This window comes from Nocardiopsis alkaliphila YIM 80379, assembly GCF_000341005.1.
Classification (GTDB): Bacteria; Actinomycetota; Actinomycetes; order Streptosporangiales; family Streptosporangiaceae; genus Nocardiopsis; species Nocardiopsis alkaliphila.
Map to the genome: position 1 here is coordinate 14,179 of NZ_ANBD01000019.1, position 21,789 is coordinate 35,967.

Here is a 21,789-nt window from a genome sequence, read left to right on the forward strand (position 1 = left end):
TACTCATAGCTCCACACATCACACGTTGAGTCATCAATCGCCGAACAGGTGAGACCCGCGTGAAGTGCGAGGACGACCACTGGTCACACCAATGGCCATGATGTGTCCCAGAGGAAACGGGGGCGGTGGACCGATCGGTCCACCGCCCCCGCGCAGAGATCGATTCAGCCCCAGAAACCGAAGCTGTACAACAGTCCGTTGGTCGCCGCGATCACGCCCAACGCCAGCACCGCGCCCGTCACGAACGAAGTCCGCAACGACCGCACCAGGTACTCCAGCGCCACCAGGTTGTTCAGAATGAAGTAGCCCAGCATGGTCGCGTGCCAAAAAGAGGCCATGCTCCAGGGTTCGAAGTAGTACGGAGCACCCGTCCACACGTCGGTTTCGGTGGTGAACCACGTCCACGCCAGCGCCGCACCGTACCCCAAGGGGATCTGGATCAGTGGCAGGATCAACAGCGGTAGTACCTTGACGAAACTCCACAGGCTGGGCTGGTCCGCCTGTCGCGCCTCCGCCTGCGCTCGGCGGGTCGCCTCCTGTTCGGCGCGTATCCGGTCGCGGTGGGCACGTTCGGCCTCCTGGCGACGTCGCTGCTCCTCACGCTGTTGCCGGGCGCGCTGTTCCTCCTCCTGCTGCTGCAGGCGCCGCTGCTCCATCTGGCGCCGCCGCTGTTCCTCGGCCTGGCGGTACTGCTCCTGTTGTGCCTGGTGCGGGTCCGCGGTATCGCGGCGTGCCCCGTACAGGTCCGCGTAGGGGTCCTCTCCCCCGGGGCCGCCCTGCCGGTGTGTGGAGTCCAAACGTGCCGTGGGCGGAGACTGCCCCGGCCGCTGCCCCTCACTCGGGAACCGTCGGGTGGGCTGGTAGCCCTGGCCAGGCTGGTTTCCCAGTACCGAGGTCGCACCCGCCGTCGGGTCCTGGCCCTGCCCGGCCGAGGGGGCCACCTGGGTGGACTGGTCATCGCCCAGCGCACCGGCCGCGGCGGCTCCGGCCACCCCGCCCAAGGCCGCGGCGCCCCCGGCGCCCAACACCTCGGTCCGTCGGTGACCTCCGGTCGCCCCCGGGTCGGCCGCCGAGGTCGCCAGGGCCTTGTTGACCTTGGCCACCTGTTCCTGCACGCCCATCATCACCGCGGGCGGCAACCAGGAGGCGCCCGCGTGCACATCGCCCAGGTAGTCCAGGATCTCCCCCGGGCCCGGGCGACCCTTGGCGTCCTTGGACAGGCAGGCCGCCACCAGGTGTCTCAGTGACTCGGGCACCCCCGACAGGTCGGGTTCTCGGCTGATGATGCGCATGACCATCGTGGGCATGTTGCCCTCCCCGAAGGGCCCGCTCCCCGAGGACGCGTACGCGAGCACCGCGCCGTAGGCGAACAGGTCACTGGCCGGGGTCAACTCCTCGCCCTGGACCTGTTCGGGGCTCATGAACCCCGGAGTGCCGATCACCGACTGGGTCGCCGCGGTGCCATCGGTGGCCCGCGCGATCCCGAAGTCGATCACCCGTGGCCCGTCCTCGGCCAACAGGACGTTTCCAGGCTTGAGGTCACGGTGGATCAGGCCCACCCGGTGGATCTCGGCCAGTGCCTCGGCCAGCCCCGCCGCCAACACCCGTACCGAAGGCTCCGGCAGCGGGCCGTGGGTCCGCACCGCCTCATCGAGTGGCAACGAAGGTACGTAGGAGGTCACCAGCCACGGCACCTCGTCCTCGGGGTCGGCGTCGATGACCGGAGCGGTGAACGCGCCACTGACCTGGCGGGCCGCGGTGACCTCCCGAGCGAACCGCTCCCGGAAGGAGGTGTCCGCGGCCATGTGCGGATGGATGCGTTTGATCGCGACGGCGCGGCCGCCGGCCGAACGTCCGAAGAACACCTGACCCATGCCCCCGGCACCCAGGCGCCCGATCAGCCGGTACCGGCCGATGCGCTCCGGATCAGTGCCCTCTAGCGGCCCCAACGTCCTCAACCTCCGGCCTGTGCGGCGTTGTCCCAATGCAACGAGGCCCCAGTCTAGGGCTTGGCCCGTCCCCGCCCGAACCATCGTCACGGTGCCTGCTCCTCGGGCGCGTCAGGGGGATCGTGCCGGGAAGGAAGACGGCTCCAAGAGCGATGCCAACGACCGGACCGGTGCGCATGGTTCCCATCTGGCCACAGACGGCCAACCCTGCGGATGGGCCCTTGGCCGAGGAAGGTCCGCCTAGGGTCGAAAGAGTGTCCCCGAGACGAGAAGGCGTGACCGTGGAGATTCTCGAAACCCTTCGTATCGACGGCCGACTGCGCACCGCCCACGGCGTGTCGTGGCTCATCGCCCAGACCGGAGACCATCCCGCTCGGCTCCTGCACCGGCCCTGGCGGGAGAACCCCTTTCCGACCTACCGGCGCCTGCGCGACCTGGGGCCGGTGGTCTCCAGCCGTCTGCCCTTCCACGCCGCCACCACCCGCACCGCGGTCGATCAGATCCTGCGCAGTCGCGACTTCGGGGTTCGGCCCCCCGGAGACTTCAACGTCGCCGAGCAGTTCAACGTGATGGACCTGTCGTTCCTACAACAAGACCCTCCCGACCACACCCGGTTGCGCAAAATGGCCCGCCCGGCCTTCTCCCCACGCCGGATGGAGGGGTATCGCGTCGAGATCGAGAAGATCACCGAGGACCTCCTCGACCGCGCCCTGGAACGCGGTGGCTTCGACCTGATGCGTGACTTCGCCCAGCCCTTGCCCATCATCGTGATCAGTGGCCTGTTGGGCGTTCCCGAACGTGACCAGACCGATTTCGATCGCATCGGCAACGTCATCGGCGCCGCCCTGGACGGGGCCCGCTCCGCGCGTCAGCTGCGTCAGATCCAGGAGGCGACGGCGGAGCTGGACGTGTTGATCGAGCGTTTGGTGATCGAGCGTCGAGCGGATCCGCGTGAGGACGTGGTCTCCGACCTGGTCGCTCGCCACGACGAGGGAGGGATGAGCGCGGCCGAGCTGGGCGCGATGTTCCGGTTGTTGCTGGTGGCCGGGTTCGAGACCACGGTGAACCTGATCGGGAACGGGGTGATGGCGCTGCTGCGCCACCGCCAGGAGTGGGAACGTCTGGTCGCCGAGCCGGAACTGGCCGGTGGTGCCGTGGAGGAGGTTTTGCGTTACGACTCACCGGTCCAGCTCACCGGGCGTTGGGCGCACCGTGACACCGAGGTCGAGGGTGTACCCATCAGTGCGGGCCAACAGGTCATGTGCCTGCTCGGGTCCGCCAATCGCGACCCCCGACACTTCACCGAGCCCGACCACTTCGACATCGCTCGTGCCAACGCCTCCGAGCACCTGTCCTTTTCCGGCGGGGTGCACTACTGCCTGGGTGCGCCGTTGGCCCGGTTGGAGGGCGAGATCGCCCTGCGAGCCTTGAGTCGGCGAATACCGGGATTGCGTCCCACCGCGATGCCGACCCGGCGTGACACACTGACCGTTCGCGGATTGGCCACGTTCCCGGTCACCACGGGTGAGCGGTAGAGCGGAGAGGCGGAAGACGATCGGCGGGTGAGATACGCACCCCGTGCTTCCCGCGCGTTCTCGCGGCTTTGAAGACCGGTCGAGGGCGCCGGTCATCGTTGGCCATCCTGTTCTTCGACGCCTTGAGGAGTTTCCGGCATGGAGCACGGCCCCACCGATCCCATCGTCGTGCCGCCGGCCCTGGTCGAGACCGTCACCTCCTTCTTCGGCCCCGCCTGGGCACAGGGTCTCCCCGCTCTGGCCGCTCAGCGACTCGACCGTTGGGGGCTGACGGTGACCGGCGAGCCCATGCACGGGGCGGTGGCCTTGGTGATCCCGGTCCGTCGCGGCGACGGATCCCGGGCCGTTCTCAAACTCCAGCCGCAAGACGCCGAGACCGAGGGCGAACCCTTGGCGTTGCGTGCCTGGGACGGGGACGGATCGGTCCGACTGTTGGCGCATGATCGCGGGACCGGAGCGATGCTGTTGGAGCGCCTGGACGCCGGGCGCCGGTTGGACGCCGAGCCCATCGAGTCGGCCTTGGAGGTCATCGCTACCCTGATCGCGCGGCTGAGCTCCCATCCGGGTGTGGCAAAGGTACGTCGATCAGGCCCCCTGGCCCGAGACATCGCCGTTCGAGGGCGGGCCCGGCTGCCGGAGGTCGAGGAGTCCTGGCGCCCGGTGATCGAGCGTTGGGCGAGTCTGGCGGACGAACTCGCCGACGAACCCGGTGACCGTCTGTTGCACTGGGACCTGCACTACGAGAACGTCCTGGCGCCGTTGGAGGACTCGCCCGGCGCCGAACGCGGACCCTGGTCGGCCATCGACCCCAAACCGCTGGTCGGCGACCCGGGTTCAGAGCTACTACCGGCGCTGCGCAACCGTTGGGCCGAGGCCGAGGAGACCGGTGACCCGGTGCGCGCCATCCGGCGCCGATTCGATCTCCTCACCGAGGTCGCCGGGCTGGATCGGGACCGGGCACGCGCCTGGACGCGGGTACGACTACTCCAGGATTGTCTTTGGCTGGAGGCGGCCCGGTGCCGGGTGCCGCGCACCCACGCCCTCATCGACCAGGCCTTGGGGTGATGTGGTCGAGGCCGGCCTAAGGGATTTCGGGGGTGTTCGATAGGGTTCCGACGCTTCCTGTCACCTGAGGAAAGGGTCTTGATGTCCGTTCCCCCGCGTCCTCCCTTCGACCCCGAACTGGTACCGTCCCTGGTCGAGCTCAACAGCGAGCTCCCTGCGGCCATCACTCGCGACATGATCGGCGCCCTGCGAGAGCGCGGTGTCCGCCAGGCTCCCGGAGACGAGACGGACATGACGCTGGGCGGGGCCTTCACCGAACACGAGCACATCGCGGTGGGGCCCGACGGCCACGGGGTCCCGCTACTGGTGTGGCGTCCGCGCGAGGTGAGCACCAACACCGGCGCCCTCTACTGGATCCACGGTGGCGGCATGATCGGTGGCGTCCACCGGGGCGGTGAGATCCCGACCCTGCTCGCCTACGCCCATGAACTGGACCTGATCGTGGTGTCGGTGGACTACCGGTTGGCGCCCGAGCACCCCCACCCCACGCCGGTCGAGGACTGCTACACCGGGCTGGTGTGGCTGCACGAGAGCGTCGCCGAGCTGGGTGTGGACCCGAACCGGGTGGTGGTCGGTGGTGCCAGCGCCGGAGGTGGCCTGGCCGCCGCCGTCAACCTGCTGGCCCGCGATCGGGGTGGCCCCGCCATCCGGGCGCAGTTGCTGCTCTATCCCATGCTGGACGACCGCAACGACTCGGTCTCCGCCCACCAGATGGCGGGTGTGGGCATGTGGGATCGTACCTCCAACGCCACCGCCTGGGACTGCCTGCTCCAAGGCGCTCAGGGTGGTCCGGACGTGTCGCCCTACGCGGCGCCGGCACGTGCGAGGGATCTGTCGAACCTGCCTCCGGCTTTCCTGGACGTGGGATCGGCCGAGACCTTTCGCGACGAGGTGGTGGAGTACGCCTCCCGGATCTGGAAGGCCGGTGGCCAGGCCGAGCTGCACGTGTGGCCGGGCGGGTACCACGCCTTCGATTCGGTCGCCCAGGACGCCGCCCTGAGCCGTTGCGCGCAGTCCCAGCGCCTGCCCTGGCTACGACGGGTCCTGACCGACTGAGTCGGTTCGCGGATCCGTCGAGTCGTCGATGGGCCCCGTTCCCTTCATCGTCGATTCACCCCTGGCCCTTCGGCGGTGCTCCGTGGGTGTGGTGCCGCGCAGGCGTTTGAAGGCGGCACTGAGCGCGAAGGCGGTGGAATAGCCGAATCGGCGGGCGATGCTGTCGACGGTGTCATCGGTGTCGCGCAATCGCTCGGCGGCCAAGCTGACCCGCCAATCGGCCAGGTAGGTCATGGGCGGGACGCCCACCAGGCTCTTGAAGGTGCGGGCCAGGGCTGCCCGGGAGACCCCGCAGTTCTCCGCCAGGGTGGCCACCGTCCAGGGGTGGGCGGGACGGTTGTGCAGTAGGCGCAGGGCTCGGCCGACCACCGGGTCGGCCATGGCGGTGTACCAGGCGGGTGGCTTGGCCCCGGGCAGGGCGAACCAGTCTCGCAGTTTGGTGATCAGGGCCAGGTCCAGCAACCTGTCCAGGACCAATTGCTGTCCGGGAGCCGTACAGGAGATCTCGGCTTCGATCATCGCGCCCCACCGGTCCTGGTACTCGTCCGCGGGGACGATCAAGATCGGGGGCAGGGTGGCGAACAGGCGCCGACTCAACTCTTTGGGGACCTCGTAGTAGCCGCTCAACAACAGATCCGGGGCGTCGAGGGAGTCACCGTAGGTGCGCAGGCCCAGGGCGGCCTCTTCGACCAATGGTTCACCGTCCGGGCCCAGGCACAGCTGTTCGCTCAGGACGGTGCAGCTGATGGGGGCGTCGACGGGGTCGGCGATGGTGTGCGGGCCCGGAGCGCGCAACAGGGCGGTGTCACCGGCCTCCAGACGCAAGGGCTCGCCCGCCCCGGGCACGATCCAGGCCTGACCGCGCACCATGGTGACCAGGGTCAGGGGCGAGTCGTGGTCGAAGCGCAGTGCCCAGGGCGGGGTCATGACGGACTTGCTGAAGAGCGCGCCTTGGGCGCGGACTCCTTGGAGGAGGTCGGCGAGGGCATCCACGACATCATCGTAGACGCTCGGATATCGACCTGAGCCTTTCAACCATGGAACGTCTCCTCTGGTCGCAGTTGACTCGTTTTTATGACGAACCACGATGAGAAGCCGATCCTGGTGGTCGGTGCGAGGGGTATGACCGGCGGCCGGGTGGCCCGGCTGCTACGCGAGGGCGGATACGAGGTACGGGCGGCCTCGCGTTCGGCGGAATGGACCTTCGATTGGCGGGACCGTTCCACTTGGGACGGGGTGCTCGAGGGCGCGGGTTCGATGTACCTGGTGCAGTACGATCCCGAGCCCCTCGCCCCCGCGTTCATCGAACGCGCGGCGCGGATGGGAGTGGAACGCGTCGTGTTGTTGTCCGCCTATGGAGCGGATCAGCCCGGCTATTTCGAAGCGATGGACTTTCCACCGATCCACCTGCTGGGGGAGGCCGCGGTGCGTGCCACCGAAATGGAGTGGACTTTGCTGCGTCCGGGATGGTTCGCGCAGAACCTGAGCGAGGGTCTGTTGATGGAGGGGGTCCGGGAGGGAGTCTTGCGGCTTCCCACCGGGCAGGGCAGGGTGAGCTGGATCGACACCGACGACATCGCCGAGGTGGCGGTCGCCGCGCTGACCGGGTCCGGCCACCACGGACGCATCTACGAATTGTCCGGTGCCGAGGCGTTGACCCTGGACGAGACCGTCCGGGCGATCTCCGCCGTCCTGGGAAGTCCGGTGCGATACGAGGCCTTGTCCGTGGAGGAGTACGTGGCCGATCGACTGGCCGCCGGGTGGTCGCGGCAGGACGCGCACGTGATGGCGGCGGCCCTGTCCCCCATTCCTCGTGGCCTGGAGGGCCGGTCGGCCCCGGGGGTGCGAGACGCGCTGGGTCGTGCGCCCACCGGTTTCGGTACCTTCGCCCGAAAGGCGTTCACCCGGCCGCCCTGGCAGCAGGGCTGAGCCGGTTCCGCGCAGGGGCCCTCTCGGTGCCCCTGCGCGGTCTACGCTAATCGGCGACGGTGATGCCCAGGCAGGCCAGGATCGTCCCGGCCTGGGTGGAGCCGATGGTGGCTCCGCGCAGATGAGCGGCCTGGTCCAAGGGCACCTCTCCCAGATCCGCGCCGCGCAGGTCGGCTCCGGCGAACTTCGCGGCCACCAGGTTGGCTCCACGCAGGCGCGAATCCACCCACACCGTCTCGCGCAGGTCGGCCGCGGACAGGTCGGCCTCGTCCATGCGCAACCCTTCCAGGGTCTGTCCGCGCAGGACCAACCCCTTGCAGCGGGCCAGCATGAGGTTGCACTGGGCGAAGGTGTAGCCGATCCCCCGCAGCGAGGTCAGCCCCGCGCCGGTCATCCGGCACCCCTGGAAGACGGTGTCGGTGAGCAGGGCGCCCTGCCATCGGGTGTTGGCCAGGTCCACCCTCTCGAATCGGGCGTCGGTGCACTCGGTGTGGGCGAAGGAGGTCGCCGAGGCACTACCTCCGATCACGACCGCTCCTTCCAGCACGGCACGGTCCAGACGAGCCCCGTCCAGACGACAGTCCACCAAGCGGGCGTCCACCAGGTGGGCATCACGCAGATCCGCACCACTGAGGTCGCAACGGGTCAGGACGCGGGGTGGCGCGCCCGCGTCCTGGGACAACACCTCGCGCAGGTCGAGGTCGGACAGGTCTGCGTCGGTGGTCTCGGCGGTGGCGAGAAGATCGGTGCTCACGCCCAGGACCCTAGCGCTCGAGGCCGACGGGACGCGGTCAGTCGCGCAGTTTCAGCGCCAGGAACAGGTCTACTCGGTGCTCGAGGTTGCTCAGGTCGCGTCCGGTGAGCTCCTCCACCCGACCGATGCGGTAGCGCAGGGTGTTGACGTGCACGTGCATGGCTGCGGCGCAGCGCTGCCAGGACCCGGAGTGGTCCAAAAACCGTTCCAGGGTCTCCACCAGCTCCGAGCGGTGGTCACGGTCGTACTCCACCAAAGGGCCCAGGAGGCGTTCGCGGTAGGAGGTCTGTACCTCCTCGGGAACCGAGGCCAGCAGGAGTTCGTGGGAGTCGATCTCCGCACCGGCGATGACCCGGGAGCGACCACCGCGCAGTTCGGCCAGGCGACGGGCGTGACGGGCCTCGACGGCGGCACCGCGCAACTCGGTGATTCCCTGAGCGGCCGAGCTCAGACCGATGGCCAGACGATAGTCGAGCAGGGCGGGCTCCAGGACACCGGCACGGTGGACCAGGTCGACGCGGAGGGCCTCGCCAATGGCTCGGTGGTCGGGGCCGCCCACCGGAATGACCGCCAAGGCATCGTTGTCTCCGGTGACCACGGCTCCGGGGCGCTCGGCGACCAGTTCGGTCACCACCCGGCGGGCCAGGTCGGGTACTCGGGGCTCGGGCAGCATCGTCGCGCTGACCACCACGTGCGTGCGGTCATCAAAGGCTCCGTTGTCGCCGACCCCGCTCATCAGGGTGGCGACCTCGTCGAAACGTTGGGCGGCGAGCAGGCGGGGCAGTCCCTCCAGGTGGCGTGCGGTGGTCAGGGCGCGTTCTTCCTCACGACTGCGGGACAGGACCCCGACCGAGACGAGTTCGGCGACCGTCTCGTGTTCCTCCTCGCTCCAGGTGGTGTGGTCGCCGGCGACGACCATGAGCCAGCCGGCCAGCGGGTGGGACTCCTTGGCGCGCACGGGCAGGAGCGTGAAGGTGCGATCGTCCTCGGCGGCCCTGGTGGCGTGCGGGAAGGAGGACCAGGTCAGCGCTTTGGCGGAGAGGTGTTCTCGTTCGGCGGCGGACAGGGGCGTACCCGAGGAGGCGATGGAGCGTCCGGTGGAGGAGATCATCCACGCTTGGATACCGGCCTGGATGGCGGCCGAGGCGAAGGCGTGGGGGAAGTCGGCTCCGGAGGCGACGTCGGCCATGAGACGGCGGTGGCGGTCACGGGTCTCGGCGATGGTGGTGAAACGGCGTTGGGTGAGTGAGCGCAGTACCTCTTCGGTCACGGCGCCGAAGGAGGTCTCCGCGGGGATCTCCACGAGGGGGACCTCGTGGGCACGGCAGGCGGCGACCAGGTCGCCGGGGACCTCGCCCAACGCGGTTCCGGCACCGATGGCCACGGCTCCGGCGCCGCGGACCGAGGACACGAACGTCTCGGAGTCCTCGGGACCGGTGCGCCACATCATCCCGGTCAGCACGAGTTCGCCGCCGCGTAGGTAGCGGGCGGGCTCGAGCAGGTCAGTGGTGTAGGCCCACCGGATGTCACGTTGGGCGTGCTCCGCCCCCGCCAGGAACCGCAGGTGCAGTCTCTTGACGGCGATCAGGTCACTGATCCGCATGAACGTCCTTCGTTGCCGGAGTGGGCGTGTCCTCACCAAGGATCCCGCATGTCAGGACACAGTGTGTCCCAGGAGGCGCGGTGTCGAACACCATGTCAGGGGTCGTTCCGATGTTCTCACCGGTACCACTTGTAGGAAACGACCAAAGGTCGGCCTTCGTTCCTCGATCACTTCATGTCATTACCGGCTGGCAGAAAGGGTTTTTCCAGTGGTGTACTTCACAGGATCAACCACTGTTCACCAGAAGCATCGGTGTCGACGAGCGTTCGCGTCGACGGGGACATGACCGGACCATTGCGCAGGACGAGGACGAACATGGAATTTCTGCGGCCATCCACACTGGTGGAGGCCCTAGAGGCCAGGAGTGCCCACCCCGACGGTGTGCCCATCATGGGCGGCACCGACGTGATGGTGGAACTGAACTTCGACAAACGCCGTCCTTCGGCGCTGATCGACCTGACCCGGGTGCCCGAACTGACCGAGTGGGGTGGAGAGGGCGACCACATCCGTTTGGGCGCCGGGGTCCCGTACACGAAGATCATCGAGAACCTGTCGGCGAACGCGCCGGCCCTGGCCAAGGCCTCGCGGACGGTGGCCTCTCCCCAGATCCGCAATCGGGGCACGGTGGGGGGCAACCTCGGTGGCGCCTCTCCCGCCGGGGAGGCCCATCCCCCGCTGCTGGCCACGGACGCCGAGATCGAACTGGCGTCGGTGCGCGGCCGCCGCAGGGTCAGGGCTCGCGACTTCTACCTGTCGTTGCGCACGACCGCTCTGCGTGAGGACGAGTTGATCACCGCGATCCTGCTCCCCCGTCCCACGGGTCCACAGCAGTTCGCCAAGATCGGCACCCGTAACGCCATGGTGATCGCCGTGACCTCCTTCAGCCTGGCGTTGGACACCGAGAACCGGAAGGTGGGCACCGGGGTCGGTTCGGCCGGCCCCACCCCGCTGCGCGCGGAGGCCGCCGAGGAGTTCTTGGAGGCCGAGTTCGACTGGGAGAACGGCCGTCCCCTACAGGAGACGGTCGTGCGTCGCTTCGGCGAGTTGGTGGCCGCTGCCGCCCGCCCCATCGATGACCAGCGAGGCAGCTCCGAGTACCGCAAGCACGCACTGTCGGTCATGGCGCGCCGTGCACTGAGTTGGTCCGTCACCGACTACCGGAAGGGGTCCACGCGATGCGCGTGAGTTTCAACGTCAATGGTGAGGACGTCACCGCCGACAACGTCTGGCCGGGCGAGAGCCTGCTGTACGTGCTCCGTGAGCGCTTGGGGTTGCCCGGCAGCAAGAACGCCTGCGAGCAGGGCGAGTGCGGTTCCTGCACGGTCTACTTCGATGGGGTGACCGCGTGTTCGTGCATGATCGCCGCCGGGCAGGCCGAGGGGCGCCGGGTGCGTACCGTGGAGGGTCTGGCCAAGGAGCCCGGCAAGGGCGGCGACCGCAGCCTGAGCGACGTACAGGAGGCGTTCGTGGAGATGGGTGCCGTGCAGTGCGGTTTTTGCACTCCGGGTCTACTGGTGCAGACCGACGACCTGTTGGAACGCACCGTGGGTGCCGGTAAGAAGGCGCCGGCGGACGCCGAGATCCGTGAGGCCCTGGCCGGCAACCTGTGCCGCTGCACCGGCTACGAGAAGATCATCGACGCGGTGCACCTGGCCGCCGAGCGCCGCGCCGAGGCCGGGAGTGCCTCATGAGCCGGGTGATCGTGGTCGAGGGTGCCCATGTGGTGACCGTGGACGGTCCCGAACATCCCGGCGGGCACGTCGTGGTGCGCGATGGCCGGATCGAGGCCGTGGGTTCGGGACCCGCTCCGGCCGTGGAGGGCGAGGTCGAGCGGATCGATGGCCGGGGCCTCGTGCTCACGCCCGGCCTGGTCAACACGCACCACCACCTCTACCAGTGGGCGACCCAGGGGCTGTTCGCCGACAACACGCTCTTCGAGTGGCTGGTGGGTTCCTACGAGATCTGGCACCGCCTGGACGCCGACGTGGTGTCGGGTACGACGTCGGCCGGACTCGCGCACTTGGCGTTGTCGGGGTGCACCACCGCCTCCGACCACCACTACATCTACCCGGCCGGACGCGGTGACATCGTGGCCGCCGAAGTGGAGGCCGCCCGTGAGGTGGGCATCCGTTTGGACCTGGCCCGTGGTTCGATGGACCGTGGTCGAAGCCAGGGCGGTCTGCCCCCGGACGACGTCGTGGAGACCCTGGAGGGCGCTTTGGCCGGAACGGCCGCGGCGATCGATGCCCACCACGACGCCTCCTTCGACTCCCTGACGCGGATCGCGGTGGCGCCCTGTTCGCCGTTCTCGGTCTCCCGAGAGTTGATGGTCCAGGCCGCGGCGCTGGCTCGGGACAAGGGAGTGCGTCTGCACACCCACATGGCCGAGACGCTCGACGAGGAGGAGCAGTGTCTGGCCGAGTTCGGATGTACCCCCGTGGAGTACGCCGAAAGGCTCGGCTGGCTGGGCGACGACGTGTGGTTCGCGCACGCGGTGCACCTGTCGGACGCCGCGATCGGGCGGATCGCCGCCACCGGCACCGGTGTGGCGCACTGCCCCAGTTCCAATGCCCGACTGGGAGCGGGCATCTGTCGGGTGACCGAACTGCTCGAGGCCGACGTCAAGGTCGGCCTGGGGGTGGACGGCCCGGCCTCCAGCGAGCTGTCGACCATGGCGGGGGAGATGCGTCAAGCGTTGCTGATGGCGCGTGCCCGCAAGGGACCACAGGCACTGACCGCTCGACAGTCGCTGGAAATGGCCACCTTGGGCGGCGCCCGGGTCCTGGGCCGCGATCGGGAGATGGGTTCGGTGTCGGTGGGCAAGCTCGCCGACCTGGCCCTGTGGCGGGTGGACGGCTCCGGCCACAACGTCATCGACGACCCGGTCGTGGCGATGGTGTTCGGCCCCACCCCGCCCTTGGAGCGGCTTCTGGTCGGCGGGGACACCGTCGTCGACCGCGGCGAACTGCGCACCTTGTCGGCCGAGACCGCCTACGAGCGCGGTCGAGCGGCGCATCGGAGTCTGACCCAGGAGGTGAGCCGCTGATGGCGGCGACGACCCGTACCGTCACGGACCTGTCCAGCACCACCAAGGACGGAGTGGGTTCCAGCCCGCGCCGTCCGGACGGCACGTTGAAGGTCACCGGCGAGTTCGCGTACTCGTCGGACATGTGGATGGAGGACATGTTGTGGGGCGCGACCCTGCGCAGCCCTCACCCACACGCCCGCATCCACGGTATCGACATCACCGCGGCGTTGAAGGTGCCCGGGGTGCAGGCGGTGCTCACCCACGAGGACGTGCCGGGGGCCAAGCGCTATGGCCTGGAGCACCAGGACCAGCCGGTGTTGGCCTTCGACAAGGTGCGTTACAAGGGTGAGGCGGTGGCGATCGTGGCCGCCGACCATCCTGAGACCGCCCGTCGCGCGATGGAGCGCATCAAGGTCGACTACGAGGTTCTGGAACCGATCAGCGACTCGCGCAGGGCGGCCTTGGACCCCGACTGTCCGCTCGTGCACGACAAGGGCGAACTGCCCGAGCACCCCGAGCTCAACCAGAGCGGCAACCGGCTGCGCTACCAGCCCATCCGTACGGGCGCGTTCGTGGACGTGGCCACCTCCAAGGAGGGTCAGGAGCAGGCCCTGGAGCGGTTGCGCGCCGAGGCCGACGCCGTGGTGACCACCGAGTACGAGGTGGGCATGCAGGACCAGGCCTTCCTGGGACCGGAGTCGGGGATGGCGATCCCCGCCGAGGACGGCGGTGTGGACCTGTACGTGGCCACCCAATGGCTGCACGTGGACCAGCGCCAGATCGCCCCGGCCCTGGGGTTGCCCCAAGAGAAGGTACGTCTGACCCTGGCCGGCGTGGGCGGCGCGTTCGGTGCCCGTGAGGACCTGTCGATGCAGATCCACGCGTGCATGTTGGCGTTGCACACCGGCAAACCGGTCAAGTTCGTCTACAACCGGGAGGAGTCCTTCTACGGGCACGTGCACCGTCACCCGGCCAAGATGCGCTATGAACACGGCGCCAAGGCCGACGGTACGCTGCTGTACGCCACCGCCGAGATCATCGTGGACGGCGGCGCCTACGCGTCGGCGACCCCCGCGGTGGTGGGTGTGGCCTCATCCCTGGGCATCGGCCCCTACGAGGTGCCGAACGTACTGGTGGACGCCTATGGCGTGTACACCACCAACCCTCCCTGCGGTGCGATGCGCGGATTCGGTGCGGTGCAGGCCTGTTTCGGCTACGAGTCCCAGATGGACAAGCTCGCCCAGAAGTTGGGGATGCACCCGGTGGACCTGCGGATCAAGAACGCCATGGCGCAGGGATCCCGGATCATCACCGGGCAGGAGATCGACATGCCGCTGCCGATGGCGGAGATGTTGGAGCGCTGTCGTGACCTTCCGATGCCGGTGGAGCGCGCCGAACTGGAGGACCCCTCCGACCAGCGCACCCTGCCCGGCGGTGTGGCCGGAACCACCCGTGGCGAGGGTGTGGTGCGTGGCGTGGGTTATGGCGTTGGGCTCAAGAACCTGTGCTTCTCCGAGGGGTTCGACGACTACTCCACCGCTCGGGTGCGGCTGGAGATCGTGGCCGGTGAGCCGGTGGTGCTGGTGCACACGGCGGCCGCGGAGGTCGGCCAAGGGCTGGTGACGGTCAAGGGGCAGATCGCGCGTACCGAACTCGGGGTGGAGAAGGTCGTCATCGCCCCCTCCGATACCCAGGTGGGTTCGGCCGGTTCGTCGTCGGCCTCGCGCCAGTCGTACATGACCGGTGGCGCGGTGCGCACCGCGTGCGCCTCGGTGCGTGCGGAGGTGTTCGAGTCGGCCCGGGCCAAGGGTCTGGTGCCGGCCGGAATCGAGGACACCGAGCTGACCTTGGAGGGCGGCAAGGTCGTCTCGGCCACCGCCGGCGTGTTGGTGTCGTTGGCCGACCTGCTGGGCGAGTCCGCCGAGGGCGGCACCGTGGTCGAGCACACCCGTGAATATCACCATCGACCCACCGAGATGATCGACCCGGAGCTGGGGCAGGGCGCCTCGCACACCCAGTTCGGAATGTGCGTGCATCGGGCCGTGGTGGACGTGGACGTGGAGCTGGGCCTGGTCAAGGTCGTGGCCTTGGACGCGGTCCAGGACGTGGGCAAGGTGCTGCACCCCCAGCAACTCGCCGGTCAGATCCAGGGCGGGTCCGCCCAGGGACTGGGGTTGGCCCTGATGGAGGAGATCCAGGTCAAGGACGGCCAGATCCGCAACCCGTCCTTCACCGACTACCTCATCCCCACCATCCTCGACACCCCGCCGATGCGCATCGACGTGTTGGAGCGCCCCGACCCGCACTCGCCGTACGGACTGCGCGGTGCGGGCGAGCCGCCCACGTTGTCGTCCACTCCGGCGATCGTGGCCGCTGTGCGCGACGCGACCAAGCGTCCGCTCACCCACGCGCCGGTGCGTCCCGAGGACATCGTCGGTATCGACCTGTAGCTCCTCGATGGACTGAGCCGCCCACGGGGCGGGAGGGGTGGCCGCGTCCGCCGCCCCTCCCCCACCAACCGCCGCCTCGAATGTGCCGCCCACCTCGGCGCCGAGGTGGGCGGCTCGGGACGATGCCGTCCCGACACGCCAAATATGGCTACACAAAGTAGCCAACTCCTTACACGCGGCAGCGCCGTGCTCATCTCCCTCCAGGAGGGGACATGAACCGACCCGACGACCTCGGAGCACACTCCCCAGCGCGCACCGGCACGGATGGCTCCTGGCTCGATCGCTTCTTCCTCATCGGTGAACGAGGTTCCACCTTCGGCCGGGAGGTGCGCGGAGGTTTGACGACCTTCATGGCGATGGCCTACATCATCGTTTTGAACCCGATCATCCTCAGTGGCGTCACCGACGTGAACGGTGAACAGCTTTCGGCCGACCGGCTGACCACCATGACCGCCTTGGCCGCAGGGCTGGTCACGATCATGATGGGCGTGGTGGGCCGTGCCCCGATCGCCTGCGCGGCCGCCCTGGGCGTGATGGCGGTGGTCGCCTACCAGGCCGCACCCGTCATGACCTGGCCCGAGGTGATGGGTCTGGTGGTGTGGCAGGGCATCGCCATCATCCTCATGGTCGTCACCGGGGTGCGCACCGCGGTGATGAACGCGCTGCCTCTCAACCTCAAACTCGCCATCGGTGTGGGTATCGGCCTGTTCGTGTCGCTGATCGGCCTGGCCAACGCCGGGTTCGTCAGTGCCGGCGAGGGCGGAAGCCTACTGCAACTCGGCGTGGCGGGCGGGGGTGGACACCTGGACGGATGGCCGATCCTGGTGTTCGTGGCCGGCCTGGTCTTGGCCTCGGTCCTGTTGGCCCGCAACGTGCCCGGGGCGATCTTCTATGGGATCATCGGCGCCACCGTGCTCGCCGTCATCTTGCACTACGCGCTGCGTCTGGCTCCCGGAGTCTGGGGCAGTGGCGTCCCCCAATTGCCTTCCAGCCCGCTGGCCGCTCCCGATTTCGGGTTGCTGTTCCAGGTGGACCTGTTCGGCGCCTGGACGTCTGCGGGGGTGACCACCGCCGGAGTCATCCTCTTCACCTTGGTACTGGCCGGGTTCTTCGACGCCCTGGGCACCATCCTGGCCATCGGCACCAAGGCCGACCTCGCCGGCGAGGGTGGGCAGATGCCCCGGGTCAACCAGATCCTGGTGGTCGATGGCGCCGGTGCGGTGACCGGTGGTCTGACCAGCTCCTCGGCCACCCTGGTGTTCGTGGAGTCCACCGCGGGGGTGAGCGAGGGAGCCCGCACGGGTCTGTCCAGTGTGGTGACCGGCCTGCTCTTCCTCAGCGCGATCTTCTTCGCCCCGGTGTTCGGTATGGTGCCGGCCGAGGCGGCGTCGGTGGCGATGGTGCTGGTGGGCGCCATGATGATGATGCACGTGGGGCAGATCGTGTGGACGGACATCTCGGTGGCCATCCCCGCGTTCTTGACCATCGTGATGATGCCGTTCGCGTTCGACATCGCGACCGGGATCGGTATCGGGATCATCGCGCACACCCTGATCAAGTCGGCGCAGGGCCGCTTCACGGAGGTCGGTTGGCTGATGTGGATCATGAGCGCGGTGTTCGCGTTCCACTTCGCCATGCATGCCCTGGGGCTGTGAGTACCCGCCCAGTGCTTCGTGGCCGGACTCCGTCGTGTCGACGGTGGTCCGGCCATCGGTGTGTTCAGGAGGCGACCTTTTCCCGACGGTCGGCCAGGACGCCGCGTAGTGCCACCTCGCGTGGATCGTTCCAGATGTGTGGTCCCAGCCTGGTGGGGACGTGCCCGTAGCCGGTACCGGTGGCCGGGTCCGTGAATCCGCAGGAACCACTCGCCCCGGAGCGCCATAGGCACGGTCGTCTCCGCCGAACCGTCACCGGGCAAGGACTCGCACGGGCCCGGCGCGTATGGACTGCTCCCTGGAAGTCGATCCGAAGATCCGGTTCCTGGGCCAGGGAGCAGCCCCGTGGGGACGATCAGCTCGCTCAGCCGCGCAAATGCGCCTGGTGGGCGAGTTCGCGGCAAAGGACCCCGAAGTCCAACCCCGCAGCGGCGGCGGCCATCGGGAACGTGGAGGTCTCGGTCAGGCCTGGAGCGACGTTGGTCTCCAAGAAGACGACCTCGCCGTCGGGGTCGACGATGAGGTCGGTGCGGGACAGGTCACGCAGGCCCAGGGTTCGGTGAGCGGTCAGGGCCACCTCGGTGGCGGCCCGGACGGTCTCCTCGCTCAGGCGAGACGGGCAGAAGAACTCGGTGCGACCGGCCGTGTAGCGAGCGGCGTAGTCGTACACACCGCCGTCGGGGACGATCTCCACCGGAGGCAAGGCCACGGGGCCGTCTCCGGTGTCCAGTACGCCCACGGCCAGTTCGGTCCCCTGGACCTGCTCCTCCACGAGCGCCGTGTCACTGTAGGCGAAGCAGGAGACCAGGGCGGTGGACAGGTCCTTGGTCGAGGTCACCGGGGCGGCGCCGAAAGCCGAGCCACCGCGGTCGGGCTTGACGAACAGCGGCAGACCCAGCCGTTCGGTGAGCTTGTCCAAGAGTGCGGGGGCGCCCAGGTCGTGGAAGGCCGACTTGGGGAGGGTGGCCCCACGCGGCACCCGCACGCCCTTCTCGGCGAGTAGGGCCTTGGCCGCGGGCTTGGCGTAGGCCAAGCGGCAGGCGTGGGGGCGGGCGCCCACGTAGGGCGCACCGACCAATTCCAGGACCTCGCGGATCGCCCCGTCCTCCCCGGCGGACCCGTGCAGGACGGGGAAGACCACCTGGGGCGGATCGTCGGCCAGGCGCTGGAGCAGTCCGGAGTCGACGTCGGCGACCTGCACCTCGACGCCCAGTCGGCGTAGGGCCTCGGCGACGCCGCGGCCGGAGTGGACGCTCACCTCGTGTTCGGGGGACAGGCCTCCGGCGAGAACGAGTACCCGGTCAAGATCGGCCACGGCGCGGACCTCCTTCTGTGCTTCTGTCATCTTCTGGTGCCCCTCAGGGTGTTCAGGGCAGGTCGGGGGTGGGCGCCTGGCTGCCCTCACTGGGCTTGGCCATGGCGGGTCCGAACGTGTCGCGTAGGTCGAGTTCGCCTTCGATGGCGCCGACGAGTCTGCGTACGCCCTCCCGGATCTGTTCGGGGGTGGGGTAGCAAAAACTCAGTCGCATACTGTCGCGGCCACGGTCGTCCGCGTAGAAGCCGGTGCCGGGCACGTAGGCGACGCGTTCGTTGACCGCACGCGGCAGCATGGCCTTGGCGTCGATGCCCTCTGGCAGGGTGGCCCAGACGAAGAACCCGCCCTCGGGCTTGGTCCAGGTGCAGCCGTCGGGCATCATCGCGCTCAGCGCTCCGAGCATGGCGTCTCGGCGTTCGCTGTACATGCTGTTGAACGTCTTGATCTGCTCCTGCCACGGAAAGGTGTGCAGGTAGCGGCGGACCACGAGCTGGTTGAACGTGGAGTGGCTGAGCATCGCCGACTCGGCGGCCAAGACGAGTTTGGCGCGAACCGCGGACGGGGCCAGGGCCCAGCCGATGCGCAGGCCCGGGGAGAGGGTCTTGGACAGCGAGCCCAGGTAGATGACGTTGCCCTCGCCCTGGGAATAGAGGGTGGGCTGGGGTTCGCCGTCGTAACGGAGCAGACCGTAGGGGTTGTCCTCGATGATGAGGACGTCGTGACGTCGACAGACCTCCATCACCCGGGCTCGGCGTTCGGTGCTCATGGTGATGCCGGCGGGGTTTTGGAAGTTGGGAATCGTGTAGAAGAACTTGACGGTACGTCCGTCCCTGGAGGCCTGGGTAAGCGCGCGATCGAGTTCGTCGGCGTCGACGCCATCGTCGTCCATGCCCACGTGACGGATGTCGGCCTGGAAGGCGGCGAAGGTGTTGATCGCGGTGACGTAGGTGGGGGCCTCGGTCAGCACGACGTCACCGGGGTCGACGAAGACGCGGGTGAGCAGGTCCAGGGCCTGTTGGGAACCGACGGTGACGATGACGTCGTCGGGGGCGGCCTGGATGCCCTCCAAGGTCATGTAGTCGCAGATCTGCTCGCGCAGGACGGGGTCGCCCTGGGCCGAACCGTACTGCAGGGCGGCGGCACCCTCTTCGGAGACCACGTCCTTGACCAGGTCGCCGATCTGATCGAGGGGCAGCGCGGCGACGTTGGGCATGCCACCGGCCAGGGAGACGACCTCGGGGCGGGACGCGACGGCGAAGAGTGCCCTGACCTCCGATGCGACCATGCCCTGTGCTCGGTGTGCGTAACGGCCGACGTGGGGGTCGATTCGCGAGCCCTGTTGGCCGGGCTGCTGCTCTCGGTGGTCAGCGGACACGGTCCACCTCCGAAGGAAGGACGGTCTGGTGGTCTCTGCGCGGGTCGGTGTCAAGACGTCTTCGTCTTTCGGTTCGACGCCGCGTCGGACCCTTTGGTTCACGTGGGGTCACCGGGGACGGCCGGGCCGTGGTGACACCTGGTGAGTCGGTCGGGTGAACCACTGAGCGCGGTTCGGTAAATGTCCTGAGTGTAGCCCAGTGCCCATGGGGACACGCTCCAGCAGGGCTTTCGTGTGCCATGCCGCACGTCCGACCGCTCGGATGCGGCACATGTGGTGAAGGTACCCGGGAGCACGGTGCGGCTCACGTGGGAAGTTCCCGATCATGGGTCCTCTTCAACCGTGTCGAAGAGGGGGTGAGTGTTCTTCGAAGTGGTGGTACGGCCCGGAGTGAAGCGACGGCTCCGGGCCGTACCGACTCGCACGCGTTCGCCTCGGCGAGGTTCCCCCGAGCCTCGCGGGCGTTCCCGTCGGACGCGTCCGTCCTCGCCCCCGTAACCCCCCTCAAGGTCCGCAGGACACGGACGCGTCCCGCGCCGGTGGACGTTTTCCGTGCCCTCTCTTGCCCGGAGGTCCCCACCGACGAGCGGGCCGCGCGAAACCAGTTGATCGCATACGCCCCGCAACGGCAACGGTTGCAAAAGGTTGCGATTCGGTCTCTAAGGGCAGTCGAACAGATCCTCCCCTTCGGTGTGGTCCCGAAGAACTCGCACACCGGGGGCCAGGGAATGGGGCATCAGGTCCGCCGGTGACGAAGGTCCCTGGACTCGGACCTCCACGCCGTCACAGAAACGGTAGGGGCGACTTTCGATCACCCCACCCAGGTTGCGTCGCATGCGAGAGAGTTCGGCCCGCACCGTGACCACGTGGTTCTGGGAACCGAACACGTCTTGGGACAGTTGGGCACCGGAACGGCCTTGTCGGTGCACGGCCAACAGGAGCAGGAGTTCGGAGTGGCGTGGAGTCAGGTTGTGCACCCACTCGCCGCTGGGGCCGGACACGGTCACCGTATGGGCCCCTCGTTTGGACACGTCCAGGGTGACGCAGGAGGCCTTGGCCGACTCCTCGGGACAGGGGCGGAGGAGCCAACCACCCGGCAGTGGCTCCAGCGCGCATTCACCCAGGGCCGGCAGCCACATCGTTCCCGCCTCGCAGTTCGTGGGCAGTAGCACCCGGCGCATCGGTTCCATGTGCACCGCAGCGGCGACCCAACCGCTCTGGTCCACGATCAGGGCCGGACGGGTGAGTCCGGCCAGCAGGGGTGCGGCCACCGATCGCAGTCGCTCCAAATGGGTGTGATGGATGCTCTGCAGGTGTGCCTCGGCCAACTGGGCGACCGCGCTGACCAGGGCCAGGGTGGCGGGATGGATGGTGGAAACCGGCCCGGTGACGTTGATGGCGCCCAGCAGATTCTCGTCACGGGGATCGTGCACGGGCGCGCAGGCACAGGTGAGGGCGTGCAGATTGCGAACGTAGTGTTCGGCGGAGTAGATCTGTACGGGACGGCCCACCACCAAGGCGGTACCAATGGCGTTGGTACCGGTACTACCCTCGTTCCAATAGGAACCCTCGACCAATCCGACACGGTCGCCGATCGTGCGCATCCGACGGGACCCGTCCCGCCAGAGCACCTGACCGGTGGCGTCGGTCACCAGCATGATGTGGTCGGCCTGGTCCGCCACCGAGAGCAGGGAACCTCGGATCAGGGGCAGGACCTCGGCCAAGGGTGAGGCATCGCGATGGCGCTGCAGTTCGTCCAAACGGGCCACCCGCGGCGGAGGGCCGGCGTCGGGGTCGATGTCCAAACCCCGCATCCGCCGCCAGGAATCCTCGACCACCGGACGTAGCGACGCTGGTGGGCGTCGCCCCGCGAGCGACGCCTCGTGGGCACGACGGAGCAGGTCGGCGTGCTCGTGTGCGTCCGCCCCAAGGGGCAGCGCCGTGTCCAGCGCAGGAAAGGTCATCTGGTTTTCGGGGCGGTTGTCCCGGCGCTCGGGCCGTGGAGAAAGCCCCTACCTCCTTCTCAGTGGTGTGGATGTGGTCGACGTCCATGACGTTCACAAGTCTGCTGCTTC

The 21,789-nt window shown here is 68.5% G+C and carries 16 protein-coding genes; 9 read left to right on the forward strand and 7 right to left on the reverse strand.

What is annotated here, in order from left to right; translation table 11 throughout:
• Positions 1-164: 164 nt before the first annotated feature.
• Positions 165-1,949 (reverse strand): serine/threonine protein kinase, encoded by a 1,785-nt coding sequence (locus D472_RS0102140; RefSeq protein ID WP_026117302.1) that lies wholly within the window; start codon positions 1,947-1,949, stop codon positions 165-167.
• A gap of 281 nt (positions 1,950-2,230) precedes the next feature.
• Between D472_RS0102140 and D472_RS0102145 the strand changes: the two genes are divergently transcribed.
• The 3 genes from D472_RS0102145 (at position 2,231) to D472_RS0102155 (ending at position 5,605) form a co-directional block, all read left to right on the forward strand.
• The gene (locus D472_RS0102145) at positions 2,231-3,484 is read left to right on the forward strand and encodes a cytochrome P450 (RefSeq protein WP_026117303.1); all 1,254 of its coding nucleotides are present in this window, start codon (positions 2,231-2,233) and stop codon (positions 3,482-3,484) included.
• Positions 3,485-3,622: 138 nt separating this feature from the next.
• Complete coding sequence (locus tag D472_RS0102150; RefSeq protein WP_017602857.1) at positions 3,623-4,549, forward strand: aminoglycoside phosphotransferase family protein; 927 nt, start codon at positions 3,623-3,625, stop codon at positions 4,547-4,549.
• An 81-nt stretch (positions 4,550-4,630) separates the two neighbouring features.
• Positions 4,631-5,605: an alpha/beta hydrolase gene (locus tag D472_RS0102155; RefSeq protein ID WP_017602858.1), complete on the forward strand. Its 975-nt coding sequence runs from the start codon at positions 4,631-4,633 to the stop codon at positions 5,603-5,605.
• Here the strand turns inward: D472_RS0102155 and D472_RS0102160 are convergent.
• Positions 5,582-6,598, reverse strand: a complete 1,017-nt coding sequence (locus D472_RS0102160) for an AraC family transcriptional regulator (RefSeq protein ID WP_017602859.1) — start codon at positions 6,596-6,598, stop codon at positions 5,582-5,584. The two genes, D472_RS0102155 and D472_RS0102160, sit on opposite strands and share 24 nt — an antisense overlap.
• 81 nt (positions 6,599-6,679) lie before the next feature.
• Between D472_RS0102160 and D472_RS0102165 the strand changes: the two genes are divergently transcribed.
• Positions 6,680-7,534, forward strand: coding sequence for an NAD(P)H-binding protein (locus D472_RS0102165; RefSeq protein ID WP_017602860.1), 855 nt, complete (start codon positions 6,680-6,682; stop codon positions 7,532-7,534).
• A gap of 46 nt (positions 7,535-7,580) precedes the next feature.
• On the opposite strand, the gene D472_RS0102170 is transcribed toward D472_RS0102165, so the two are convergent.
• Positions 7,581-8,288: a pentapeptide repeat-containing protein gene (locus D472_RS0102170; RefSeq protein WP_017602861.1), complete on the reverse strand. Its 708-nt coding sequence runs from the start codon at positions 8,286-8,288 to the stop codon at positions 7,581-7,583.
• A gap of 37 nt (positions 8,289-8,325) precedes the next feature.
• Positions 8,326-9,891 carry a PucR family transcriptional regulator gene (locus D472_RS0102175; RefSeq protein ID WP_017602862.1) on the reverse strand — a complete coding sequence of 522 codons (1,566 nt, stop codon included), beginning with the start codon at positions 9,889-9,891 and terminating at the stop codon, positions 8,326-8,328.
• Between the two features lie 315 nt (positions 9,892-10,206).
• Between D472_RS0102175 and D472_RS0102180 the strand changes: the two genes are divergently transcribed.
• From D472_RS0102180 to D472_RS0102200, 5 genes are all read left to right on the forward strand, one after another.
• Positions 10,207-11,076 carry an FAD binding domain-containing protein gene (locus D472_RS0102180; protein ID WP_017602863.1) on the forward strand — a complete coding sequence of 290 codons (870 nt, stop codon included), beginning with the start codon at positions 10,207-10,209 and terminating at the stop codon, positions 11,074-11,076.
• Positions 11,067-11,582, forward strand: coding sequence for a (2Fe-2S)-binding protein (locus tag D472_RS0102185; protein WP_017602864.1), 516 nt, complete (start codon positions 11,067-11,069; stop codon positions 11,580-11,582). Before D472_RS0102180 ends, D472_RS0102185 begins: the two co-directional genes overlap by 10 nt.
• Complete coding sequence (locus tag D472_RS0102190) at positions 11,579-12,937, forward strand: 8-oxoguanine deaminase (RefSeq protein WP_017602865.1); 1,359 nt, start codon at positions 11,579-11,581, stop codon at positions 12,935-12,937. Before D472_RS0102185 ends, D472_RS0102190 begins: the two co-directional genes overlap by 4 nt.
• Positions 12,937-15,369, forward strand: coding sequence for a xanthine dehydrogenase subunit D (pucD, locus tag D472_RS0102195; protein ID WP_017602866.1), 2,433 nt, complete (start codon positions 12,937-12,939; stop codon positions 15,367-15,369). Before D472_RS0102190 ends, pucD begins: the two co-directional genes overlap by 1 nt.
• A gap of 212 nt (positions 15,370-15,581) precedes the next feature.
• Positions 15,582-17,024 (forward strand): NCS2 family permease, encoded by a 1,443-nt coding sequence (locus D472_RS0102200; protein ID WP_017602867.1) that lies wholly within the window; start codon positions 15,582-15,584, stop codon positions 17,022-17,024.
• Positions 17,025-17,388: 364 nt separating this feature from the next.
• Here the strand turns inward: D472_RS0102200 and D472_RS0102205 are convergent, their stop codons facing one another.
• The 3 genes from D472_RS0102205 to D472_RS0102215 form a co-directional block, all read right to left on the reverse strand.
• A complete protein-coding gene (locus tag D472_RS0102205; protein WP_026117304.1) occupies positions 17,389-18,339 on the reverse strand; it encodes a D-alanine--D-alanine ligase family protein in 951 nt (316 codons plus the stop codon).
• A gap of 52 nt (positions 18,340-18,391) precedes the next feature.
• Entirely contained in the window at positions 18,392-19,624 is a 1,233-nt protein-coding gene (locus D472_RS0102210; protein WP_083903354.1) for an aminotransferase class I/II-fold pyridoxal phosphate-dependent enzyme, read from the reverse strand.
• A 749-nt stretch (positions 19,625-20,373) separates the two neighbouring features.
• The gene (locus D472_RS0102215; protein ID WP_017602870.1) at positions 20,374-21,678 is read right to left on the reverse strand and encodes a GAF domain-containing protein; all 1,305 of its coding nucleotides are present in this window, start codon (positions 21,676-21,678) and stop codon (positions 20,374-20,376) included.
• Positions 21,679-21,789: the final 111 nt, after the last annotated feature.